Raw genomic sequence first — 11,758 nt, forward strand, 5'->3', positions numbered from 1 at the left:
TTTCGCTCAATAATCGCGCTCAAAGAACACGCCGACCCCAGAGGAGCCATCGTTAGAGGCCCCGCCCTTGAGCGTGACACTGTCGCTGAGATCAAAGTTGAGATTTATGCGTTGCTTCCCGTCGCTGTCGGCTGTGACCTCGGTATAGACCTTGTCCGAGATATACGCGCCGGCACTGACCTCTGTGCCGCCATCTTCGGTTTGGGTGACGTCCAGATCCGAGAGGCCGATGGCACCGCGCAGCTTGCCGACCACGTCGGCGTTGCTGTTGCCCGACAGTGTCGCCACTGCCGAGGCCATCTGTGCAGCCTGAAACGCTGAGATATTGTCGAGGCCACGGCCAAAGATCAGGCGCGAGACGACCTCTTCCTGTGGCAGATCGGGATCAGAGGCAAAACGCACCTCGGGCGCGCTTGCCAAGCCTTCGACGATGACCTGAACGGCAACATCGCCCGCATCGGTGGTGGCCACAAATCGTAGAAATGGATCGAGCGAGCCTTGCATGGTAATGCGCCCCTCGGTCATCGTAAGCCTTTGACCAAGGATGTCGATCCGTCCGCGGATCAGTTCAAAAAACCCGTCTGGGGCAACGGCATCGGTGGTTCCCGCTAGGCGCAAGTTGCCGCCCAGTTCGGCATCAAGCCCGCGCCCACGAACAAAAATCCTGTTAGGCGCGCTGATCGACAGATTGAGCGCATAGGGCCGTGCGCGCCCCGCGGTTTCGGTCTGGATCAGGCCAGCGCGCGCGCGGGTTTGGCGTACCGCGGCCGGTTCGTTCCGATGCTGAAGATCCGGCAGCGAGACCGAAGACGCCCCCAATCCAGACGGGATGCGGATATTGGTTTCCTCGAGTGTCAGTGCCCCGCCGATCCGTGCGCCGCCCGTCAGGGGGCCATTAACGCCGATGTTGCCATTTACCGTGGTGGTGTAGATCAACTGGTCGGTCAGCACGAGACCGTCAAGCCCAACCTCCAGATCACCCGAGAAACCGGGTGTCAGGCCAATCGGCCCCGTCACTCGTATCTCACCACCATCGCGCATCCGGGCGGTGAAGTCTGTCTGCACGCGGCTTTGACCGAGGGTTGCGGTGCCGCTCAGGGTTTCGACCGTCAGGCCGGTTGCGGGCAGGGCGATACGTGTGTCAGAGGTGCTGATCGTGCCCGAAACAGAAGGCAGGGCAGGGGCCCCGTTGATCCGCAGATCATAGCGCGCCGTGCCCTGAATCGCATTTGGCCGGATATAGCTATTGGCAAGCGCCAAGGGGAGCGCGCCGCTGGCGCTCAGATCAAGCCGCGCACCGTGATCTACGATATCGCCCGAGACCTGCGCCGTCGTGCCCCCCGGACCTTCGGCTGAGAGTGTCACGGCCACCCGTTGTGCAAAATCTCCGGACAGGCTGGCGCGCCCCGTAGCCGTCACCGGACCTGCAAAATCCGGGGCGAAGAGCCCGAGATTGTTCAGACGCACATTGAAATCCACGGGGGCGTCGGGGCGGGGCGATCCTGCTGAGAGAGTGAGTTGTGGTGTCTCAAGCTCGACCGTGTCAATTTCGATCCGGTCAAGACGCCTCGCACCGGCGGCCGTGAGCTTGAGCCGTCCGGCGATGAGCTTGTCAAGGTCCGCAATTCCGGTCCGCAGGTCACGCCCGTCAATCGCTGTATTGATCTCCACATCCTGCCCGCGATCCTTGGCTTTACCCGCGACCCTGAGGTCAAGTGCGCCGCGCAGGGGCTGACCAACCAGAGCGTTGAAACGCGCCAGATCGGTGATCTCGGCCCGAAGTTCGCCACTGACTGGCAAACCCGCCGCCTCGGGCGAGAGCGATGCGTCGGCGCGCAAGCGGGTGCCCATGAATGCAGCGTCAAGCCCGGTTAGTGTCACGTCACCGCCGGTTTGCCACGCAACATTGCTGCTGAGTTCCGCCGGGCCGGACAGACGCGGATCGGCGAGCGCGAGATCAGTCAACCGCGCTGCAAGGCTGAGCGCGCCGCTGTTCCCGTTCAAACGCCCCGATGCCGTGGCGCGAATAACCTCGTTCTCGACCTGAAGTCGGTCGAGCGCGATGCCTGTTGTGTCGCGGCGTGCCGCGAGAGAAAGCGTGCCCGCGCTTGCGATCAGGGGGTCAACCTCGGCGATGCCGACTGCCAGTTGATCTGTTTCGGCATCGAGCGTGATGTCGAAGTCACCCCCAAGCAGGCTGCCGGATCCTGTCATGGTGGCCTTGGCGGCACCTGCGATATTCTGTCCGGTGAGGGCAGCAAAGCGTTTGAGATTGGGTGCCTCCAGCGTGGCGGTACCAGAGACGGGAAAGCCGTCAGCAAAGGCAGAGATTCGCCCGTTGCCCATGAGCTGCGCTGCGCCTGATGTAAGGCGGAGCGCCCTCAGGACAAGCGGGCGACCCTCGGTAAAATCGAGAGAGGCGAGCCCGCCAATCTCTGTTCCGACGGCCTCGGACAATGCTGGATCGTCAATGCGCATCCCGCCCAGGTCGAATTCCATCAGCGCGGTGACACCGCGTGGCGCGGTGCGTTCCAAGGCACCACGGCCTGAGAGGGTCGCTGTGGAAAGAGCGATGTCGGGACGCTCGAACCCGGTCAGACCCAGCCGTGCGCGCCAACGGTCGCCGCGCGCGGCATCAAAGGCGGCGTCAATCGTGGCGCCCCGGATATGGATTGCCGGGCCGCTGATCGGCAAACGCACGCGGGTTTCGCCATCCCCCAATTTCCCGTTGAGCCTGAACTGCTGTGGCCAACCCGCCGCATCGAGCGTCAGGGCACCGGAGAGGGAAATTTGTGCCGCCGTAAGCGTGAAATCCGCGATCTCCAGAGCCCCGTTCTGTTGGCGCGTGCCGGTCATTTTGAGCGCGCTTTGCGTGCCAAAGAAGGGGCGGTAGTCGGCGGCAATGAGGGGGGTGAGATCGCCAGAAAGGGTCGCGCCAAAGACCTTGGCTGTCGTCTCATCTGCGGCTGCGTCGCGGATCGTGACTTGCCCGGTCAGACGGGGTGTGCCGTCCGAGGCGAGGCGGATTTCGGCCGTATAGTCATTCAAAGGGGCCGTGCCGCTGATCCCGAGCGCAAGCGCGGGCCGATCCGGCAGTTGCAGCAATGTGGCAGCGATGCCGCCTGCGTCCTCTTGCAACGACAGATCAAGTGCCAGAACCTCTGTCGCATTGACAAAACTTGCGTCGAGCGTGACCGCGCCGCGCCCGTCAAGCCGGGTCACGTCTATTTCTGCCGCACCTTCGCCACTGCCCAGTGACAGCCGACCGAGCAGGCGCAGGGCGATTTCTTCGCCCAACAGGGGCGCGCCAAGCGTGAGCGTCTCGGCGCTGATTTCGCCGATATTGACCGAGACCGGAAGCTCTGGCAGGCGGAATGGCGTGGCCTCTGCCATCTCTGGCGAGAGCGGTTCTTCGGCGATCGGGGCGCGTGCCACAATGATTTCTCGTGCGGTCAGGCGGTTGACCTCGACCCGGCCGCGCAAAAGCGCCGTGCGCGTCCAATCGAGTGCCACCTCGCGCAGCGTGAGCCAGATGCCATCGCGGTCGGCGATGGTCAGTTCCTCGATTGTGGCCCGCGACGACAGCGCCCCGGCAAAGCCGGTGATCCGCACTTCGCGCCCTGCACCGGACAGGTTGTCTTCAAGAAGGGCCTGCAGATAGCCGCGGTCCTCATCAGCGGATTGCGCCAAGAGCGGGGTCGCAAACGCAGTCAGCACCAGTGAAAGGATGAAGAACAGTCGGGCCATCAGAACGCCTGCCCAATGCCGATATAAATTTCGAGGTCTTCCCCGGCCTTGTCGCCTAGGGGCGTGGCGATATCCACGCGAATTGGACCCACTGGGGTAAAGTAGCGCGCACCAATCCCGGCACCGCTGTGCCAATCTCCGCGGCCCGTGCCAAGGGCATCCTGACCGACAAATCCCGTGTCGGCAAAGGCGACGGCCTGAATGTTGTCAGTGACAGTGGCGCGGAATTCACCCGAGAAGCCAACAAAAGCGCGCCCGCCAACCGTGACACCGGGGGCAATGTCGACGCCGAGAGATTGGTAATCCTGCCCGCGCACAGTGCCTGCCCCACCGGAGTAAAACAGCATGTCAGCTGGAATTTCGCCTACCGATGGGCCTGCGACCGATCCGAACTGCGCGCGCCCTGCCAGTGTATAGCGGTCGCCCGCGCCAAAGCTGCGATAGTGCCGGGCATCGGCAAACATCCGCGCCCCATCCCCCGATTTTTCGTCGAGACCGATAAAGGGCGTCAGCGTGACCTCGATGAAATGGCCAGAGGTGGCATTGAGCTGATCATTGCGTTTGTCCCAAGTGAGACTGGCGGGAAAGAGGAGATGCTGCAGTTCGCGCCGCCCCAGATCGTCGTCGATGTCGGAATAGCGATAGGAAATCCCAGCCTCGCCGCGCAACTCCTGCGAGAATATCCGGGTGAAGCCACCGCCGATCTCGACCTTGGATTCGGTATAATCCGGTTCGTCATTGCCCTCGATCACTGCCAATAGAAAGAGGCCGGTATCGGGGTGAAAGGTTGCGGGACGGTCATAGCGTGCGCCAAGACGGTAGTCCTCGCCGCCTGAGTCGCCACCGATGCCACCGATCATGGCATCAAGCCGCAACCGTTCCGCCCCGCCAAAGAGGTTGCGATGCAGCCAAAAGCCCGAGAGCGTCAACCCTTCGAGTGAGGCCAGTTCCGCGCCAAAGCCGAGGCGGCGCGGTTTGGCGTCGGTGACGCGGGCCGTAATGTCAAGACTTCCGTCGGTATTGGGCCTGTCCGCCTCGATCATCACGACCGATCGAAAGGCACCGCTGCGGCGCAGGCGCGCAGCGGCCTCGTCCAATTCCTCGGGCGAGAACTGTCGTCCGGTCGGCAGTCCTGCAATATCGCGAATGCGCTCTGGACGCACGCGGCTTTCGCGACTTTCCTCCGCCAGCAAAAGCCTGCCGAAACGCAGGCGCGGGCCGGGATCAAGGCTGATGTCGGCAAAAAGCGTCGAGTCCGCGTGATCGGCGATAATGGTTTGCTCTGCAACAAGCGCCTTGGCGTGGCCGCTGGCGCGCCACGCGGCGATACTGCTGCGCGTGGCCTCGCCGATCAGATCGCCCTTGGCCCGGTTGCCCTTGGCAAATTCAGGTGGCAGTGCGGTTTTTGGCGCAAGCGGTGCGACGCGGGCGGTTGAAAAGACGAAGGGTGCGTTGCGTTCGACGGTGATGTCGATCTGTCTGATTTCGTTTGGCGCGCGCAGAGGGGGGATGCTCGCGGCTTCCTGGCCGTCGACGCGGATGCGGATCACGCCGCCATAGAAGCCTTCGGCATAGAGTACACCGATCAGGCGCCCGTAATCCGATTGTGCGGCGGCCAGCAAATCCTGTGCGGTCGCTTCTTCTTTCGCGGCGGTGGTTATCGAGAGCGACGCGCTGCGCAGCCGGTCCGTGAACCCATCCCCCGCCTCGGGAGCGGTAAACCTGACCTCGGCGGCGTATGCGAGCGAGGGCGCAAGACAAAGGCAGAGCGCGGTAAGGGCCGATTTTCCGAACCTTGATTGCAGCACCTGATGCCCCCCTTCGACTCTGTCTTTTATGGCATTGCACCCTTGGGATTGCCACCCTTGCAAGCCGTAAAACGAGGCGCGGAGAGCGGTCGTGGCAAGAAATCACTCAGCGGGTTGGCCGCGCTTGCCAAGGGCGGCATCGAGTGTCTTTTCAATCGCACCACGTGGACGGGTGAACCGGGCCATCAAGTCATAGAGGATCGGCGTGACAAAGAGCATGAGCGCTGTAGCCATGGCAAGACCCGCGATGATCACCGTGCCCACCGCGATGCGGCTCTCAGCCCCCGCGCCAGAAGCGGTAACAAGCGGCACTGCGCCGAGAATAGTAGAGATCGCGGTCATCATGATGGGCCTCAGACGCAGGACGGAAGCCTCGATCACCGCCTCACGCACCGCATAGCCTTCGTCGCGGAGTTGATTGGCGAATTCTACAATCAGGATGCCGTTCTTGGAAATGAGCCCTATCAGTAGGATGATTCCGATCTGGCTGTAGACATTGAGCGACAATCCCCCCGCCGCCATGGCATAGATCGCCCCTGCCACGCCCACAGGCACGGTGAGCATTATGACGAGCGGATGCACGAAGCTCTCGAATTGCGCCGCAAGCACAAGATAGACAATCAGCAGCGCCAGCAGGAACACGACGCCGACCCCGGCGGATGTGTCCATATAGGTGCGCGATTGGCCATCGTAGCCCAGCTTGGCCTCGGGGGGCAGGATGTCGTCTGCGATGTCCTGAACCTGTGCCAGCACGTCCCCCAGTTCGGCATCCGGGGCAAGCGCGCCCGACAGTTGGATCGAGGGCAGGCGATCAAAGCGCCGGAGCGAGGGGGTTGCGGCATTCTCCGTCAGGGTTACGAGCGCGCCAAGCGGCACCAGCGTCTCGCCATCGCCCGCGCGCAGGAAGATGTTTTCGATGTCTGTGGGGACGCGGCGGTCTGCATCCTCGGCCTGCACCAGCACGGGATATTCGCGGCCCCGGCTGACAAAGGTCGTGACTTCGCGCGAGGCAAGCATGGTTTGCAACGTGGCCGCGATCACATCGGCAGAGATGCCCAGATCATCTGCGCGGGCACGGTCGATTTCGATGTCAAGCTGTGGCAGGTTCTGTTCGAAATTGATCTCGGGATTGACGAGACCCTCCACTGCTTCGACGCGTTCCAGCAGAGTGGTTGCCCATTCCTTGACGCTCTCGAAATCTGGACCGCCGATAACCACCTGCACTGGTGTCGAACTGCCGCGTAGGCCAAGGCCCGCCGGGGTTACGGGAAATCCGCGTGCGATAGTGACCTGGCCCATCTGCGGGGCGATTTCGCTGACGATGACGGATACGGGGCGAACGCGCTCTTCCCAAGGGGCAAGGCGAAACACGACGAAAGAGCGCCAGGCCCTTCCGCCCCAGCCGGTAAAGCTGAACACGGTCTCGATCTCGCCTGATTGGCGCAGAGGTTCGAGAATAGCCTCGACCTGACGGGCGGCCATGTCGGAATGACCCACGGTCGAGCCTTGCGGTGCCGTGAGCGGCACAAAGCCTACGCCGCGATCCTCGCGTGGGGCCAACTCGCGGGGCAGGCTGTCATAAAAGAGTGCGGCCCCCGCCGTGATGGCAAGGGTCACTGGCAGGATCACCAAAGGCATGCCGATGGCGCGGGTCAGAAGCGCGCGATAGACGCGCTGAACCCACGAGGGCGGGCGTGGGCCGGTTGAGGCGTTCGCGCGCAGTTTGCGCGCGCTCAGCACCTTGGAGGCGAGCGCCGGGCAGGCGGAGAGAGCGACGAAGGTCGAAATCGCGACCGTTCCTGCCATAACCCAGCCAAATTCCACAAAGAGGCGGCCCACCTGACCGGGCATGAACGAGAGAGGCACAAAAACCGCGATCAAGGTGACAGAGGTGGCGATGACGGCAAAAGTCACTTGGCGCGCGCCATGCACGCTGGCCACCAGCGGAGATTCCCCATCCTCGATCCGGCGTTGGATGTTTTCCAACACCACAATCGCATCGTCCACCACAAGTCCGATGGCGAGCAGTAGCGCGAGCAATGTCAGCGTGTTAAGCGAAAAGCCCCACATACCGATCAAGAGAAAGCTGCCGATCAACGACACAGGAATTGTGATGAAAGGAACAAGCGTGGCACGGAGGCTGCGCAAGAAAAGGAGGATCACCGCGACTACAAGTGCCAGAGAAATGAAGAGCGCGATGACCACTTCGCGGATCGAGGCCCCGACAAAGAGCGCATCATCCGAACCCACGATGATCCGCATGCCTTCGGGCAGATTGGGTTGCAGCGCCTTGATTTCGGCACGCACGGCGTTGGAAATCTCGAGCGTGTTGGACTGGCTCTGCCGCAATATCCACATACCGACGGCTTCTGTCCCGTTGGTGCGCACGATGGTGGAATCGTCTGCTACCCCCGGCACCACCCGCGCCACATCGCCCAACCGCACCGGATAGCCCGCCACGCGGTCGATCACGATGTCGCGGAAATCCTCGACGCTGTGCAACCGGCTGTTCAGCCGCACGGTCATTTGCCGGTTGATCGATTCCACCTCGCCTGCGGGCAGTTCGAGGTTGTTGCGCAAGAGCGCCGCCTCGACATCCGAGACGGTGAGGTTGCGCGCGGCGAGCGCACGGCGGTCGATCCATATCCGCACTGCAAAAGGCTGCGCGCCGATCACGTCGACATTGGCCACCCCGTCGAGGGTAGAGAACCGATCCACCACGAAACGGTCGATATAGTCGGTGATTTCAGCCGTGGTCATGCGATCCGACGTGACGGCGACGCGCATCACGGGGTCGGCATCGGCATCGCTCTTGACGACTTGAGGTTCGTCCGCCTCTTCAGGCAGGTCGCCACGTACCCGGCCTACGGCGTCGCGCACGTCATTGGCGGCCACGTCGATATCGACACTGGTTTCAAACTCGATGGTGACGCGGCTGCGGCCTTGACGGCTCTCCGAACTGATGGTGCGAATGCCGGATATAGAGGCGATGGCACCCTCAACCGTCTCTGTGATGTCCGTGTCGATCACTTCAGGGGCAGCCCCCCGATAGGTGGTGGTCACGGTCACGACGGCATTGTCTACATCCGGCAATTCGCGCACGGGGATAGACCGCAGCGCCGCGACACCGAAGATCACGATCAGCAGGCTCGCTACCGCAGCCAGAACCGGGCGTCTGATCGAGATGTCCGAAAGTGTCACGTTGCGCTCTCCGGCTTGGCGAGATCGGTTTTCGCCGTGGCGTCCTTGTCCGCGCCCAAGATCTTGAGTGCGCTGCCATCACGGACCCGTTGCAGCCCGCGAATGATCACCTCTTCGCCGGCCTCTAATCCTGATAGGATCGCAATCCGCCCATCCTTGCGCTGACCGGAGGTGACGGTGCGGCGGCTGGCCTTGCCATCTGCGACGACAAAAACATAGGTTTCTGCGGCCTGAAATATGAGCGCCTCTTCCGGAACGGTGACATGCGTGCTCTCGGATAGCACCAGCGTCAAGGACAAGAACATCCCCGCAGCCAACGTGCCATCGGCGTTCGGAATGCGCCCGCGGGTTCGAAAAGCACGCCCGACCGGATCAATCCTGCTGTCCACTACATCCAATGTGCCCTCAAAAACGCGGTCCGCAAAGGCAGCGCTGCGGGCGATCAGGGACTGGCCAGGTTGCACTAGGGCAAAAACGGTTTCGGGCAGGGAAAATTCCACCTCGACCTCGCTCAGATCATCCAGCCTGGTGAGAACCTGACCCTCGACCACGCGCGCACCGACATCGAAATTGGTCAGCCCGACCACCCCCCCGAAGGGCGCGGTAATGGTGCGATCCTCAAGCCGCCTGCGCGCGCGCTCGACCTCGGCCTCGGCCTCGGCCAGACGTGCTACGGCCTCTTCCTCGGTCGCCTGCGACACCGCGGCGGTCTGGCGCAATTGGCGAGTGCGCTGGAGGGTTTGCCGCTGTTCGACCAATATCGCCTCGGCTTCGGTCAGGTCGGCACGCTGGATTGTGTCGTCAAGCTGTGCCAGTATATCGCCTTGCACGACGCGGGCGCCGGGGGTGATCCTGAGGCTCGTCAGCCGGCCGTCGACCTCGGGGACGATGTCGATGGATTGCAACGCCCGTGTCGTGCCGACCGCTTCGATGGTTTGTTGCAACGTGCGCTCTTCTGATACGGCAATCTCAACCGTCACAGGCCGCTCTGTCTGCGCTTCTGCCGCAGCTTTGGGCGCGTCGACAAGGTAGGTCTGATAGCCGAGATAGCCGCCATAGGCTGTGCCGCCGATCAGGCAGAGCAAGAGCAGTTGTTTCCATATCTGCATTGGTGCGGCAATCCGTTTTCAGAGGGCGATGGAGCGCGCATGGGTTACGGGCGCAATCTAGCTTCGTGCAAACGTATAGTAAGCCCGCAAAAAGGCAATTCTTTGTGCGCGATTCAGCCAGCGCGATTGTGACTGTTGAGTTGGCGGAGCGTCTCTTGCAAAAGGGATGGCAAGGCTGAAATTGCCGTTTCCGCGGCTTCCGCATCGCCGCCGCGCAGAGCAGATTCCGCGCGGCCCAAGAGGGCCTGCAAGGCTAGCCCACCCGTGGCCGCTGCTGTGCCTGCGAGTTTGTGGATGCGATCCGCAAGATCTGTGCCGCTCAGGGGATCGTCCCGCTTCAGATCGCCCAGAATGGCCGCGCCTTCGGTTTCGAACTCTATCAAAAGGCGGTCGATGCGGTCCTGTGGCAAGGCGGCGCGGAGTTGTTCCATATAAACCGGATCGACATGGCAGGGTTTATCCGCAGGTGCGTCGGCGGTTGAGTCAATCTGCCGCAGGAGGGCGCGCAGCGCCTCGCGGCGCAAGGGTTTCGTTTCGACCCGGTCAAAGCCCATCTTTTCGAGATCGCCGCGATCCTCGGCGCGCACATGGGCGGTGAGCGCGACGATCTGGGTCCGCGCATTCGGCCCCTGACTGGCGCGGATGTGCAGCGTCGCTTCGCGCCCGTCCATCCGGGGCATGCTGATATCCATCAGGATTAGGTCAAAGCGCTGTTTTTGAGCGACCTCCACGCCTGCGATCCCGTCGCTGGCCAGATGCACCCTGTGGCCATCGCCCTTTAGCATCCCCTCCAGCACGACGCGATTGGTAGCATTGTCCTCGACCACCAGAATGTCGAGCGCGCGCGCGGGGGTGTGGGTCTGAGGAACGTCGGCCACGGCCTTTGGTTCTGGCGCGATTGCGACGGCTGCGGCGGGCAGGGGCAGGCGCACCCAAAACAGGCTTCCTTCGCCAACTTCGCTTTCGACGCCGATCGTGCCTTTCATCAGCTTGACCAGTTGGCGCGCGATACCAAGACCCAATCCGGTCCCCTCGGGGCGGTCGCCCGTGGTATCCTGAACCCGCATGAAATCGTCAAACACCTTTGGCAAGTTGTCAGAACTGATCCCGATGCCTGTGTCAATGATCTGAAACTCGATCATGTCCGGCTCATTGTCTGTTGATGGCAGGCGGCTGACGTCGAGCGTTATCTCCCCATCCCGGGTGAATTTGATCGCGTTCGAGACAAGGTTAAGCAGAACCTGATAGATGCGCGCCCGGTCTCCGGTCACACGCCCGAACCCATCCTTGGGGGCCACCAGCCGCAGGCTGTTGCCGCGTGCCTGCGCAGGTCCCTGCTGGGTTTCCGCCAATTCCCCAAGAAGTTGGTCAAGATCAAAGACCGCAGGGCGCAACACGATCTGACGTGCGGCGGCCTGCGTGAGGTCAAGCGCGTCGGTGATCTGCGTCAGCAAAAGCTGGCCAGAAGAGCGCATGATGCGGGTGAATTTCTCTTGTTCCGGGGTTAGGCCGGTGTCCCCCAAGAGTTCGAGAGCGCCCAGGATGCCGTTGAGCGGCGTGCGCATTTCGTGGCTGATCATGGCCAGGAACCGCGCTTTGGCCCGCTCTCCGGCAAGGGCCTTTTCGCGAGAGCGTTCGATTTCGGACTCTGCGGCCAGACGTTCCGAAATATCGCGGATGAAAAGAATACAGATTTTGCCCGCCCCCTGCCGCGCAAGATCGGCGGAAAGCTCTGCCGCAAACTCTCGACCTGCGAGATTGCGCACGATCACATCCTCGCGCCGTGAGGGACCAGTGGCGCAGGTGTTACGCAAGATCTCGCCCGAGAGCGGCTTTAACAGGCTGCTGAAGAAGTCAGCCTTGAAGGACGTTATTCTTCCCCCACGGTTTGAA

At 62.4% G+C, this 11,758-nt stretch carries 5 protein-coding genes; all 5 read right to left on the minus strand.

Annotated elements, in window-relative coordinates; genetic code table 11:
- Positions 1-6 precede the first annotated feature (6 nt).
- Entirely contained in the window at positions 7-3,747 is a 3,741-nt protein-coding gene (locus ROSMUC_RS03935; RefSeq protein ID WP_037269697.1) for a translocation/assembly module TamB domain-containing protein, read from the minus strand.
- Positions 3,747-5,555 carry an autotransporter assembly complex protein TamA gene (locus tag ROSMUC_RS03940; RefSeq protein ID WP_037269699.1) on the minus strand — a complete coding sequence of 603 codons (1,809 nt, stop codon included), beginning with the start codon at positions 5,553-5,555 and terminating at the stop codon, positions 3,747-3,749. The genes ROSMUC_RS03935 and ROSMUC_RS03940 overlap by 1 nt, the downstream gene beginning before the upstream one ends.
- Before the next feature lie 102 nt (positions 5,556-5,657).
- Positions 5,658-8,756 (minus strand): efflux RND transporter permease subunit, encoded by a 3,099-nt coding sequence (locus ROSMUC_RS03945; protein ID WP_037269700.1) that lies wholly within the window; start codon positions 8,754-8,756, stop codon positions 5,658-5,660.
- Positions 8,753-9,865 carry an efflux RND transporter periplasmic adaptor subunit gene (locus ROSMUC_RS03950; RefSeq protein WP_037269701.1) on the minus strand — a complete coding sequence of 371 codons (1,113 nt, stop codon included), beginning with the start codon at positions 9,863-9,865 and terminating at the stop codon, positions 8,753-8,755. The genes ROSMUC_RS03945 and ROSMUC_RS03950 overlap by 4 nt, the downstream gene beginning before the upstream one ends.
- Positions 9,866-9,978: 113 nt before the next feature.
- Positions 9,979-11,758: sensor histidine kinase (locus ROSMUC_RS03955; RefSeq protein WP_052115248.1), on the minus strand; the 1,780-nt coding region annotated here is incomplete at its 5' end.

It is taken from the genome of Roseovarius mucosus DSM 17069 (assembly GCF_000768555.3).
GTDB lineage: Bacteria > Pseudomonadota > Alphaproteobacteria > Rhodobacterales > Rhodobacteraceae > Roseovarius > Roseovarius mucosus.

Bases quoted from the DNA above. Each gene is read 5' to 3' on its own strand.
- ROSMUC_RS03935 (WP_037269697.1), bottom strand. From the start codon at position 3,747: ATGGCCCGACTGTTCTTCATCCTTTCACTGGTGCTGACTGCGTTTGCG.
- ROSMUC_RS03950 (WP_037269701.1), bottom strand. From the start codon at position 9,865: ATGCAGATATGGAAACAACTGCTCTTGCTCTGCCTGATCGGCGGCACA.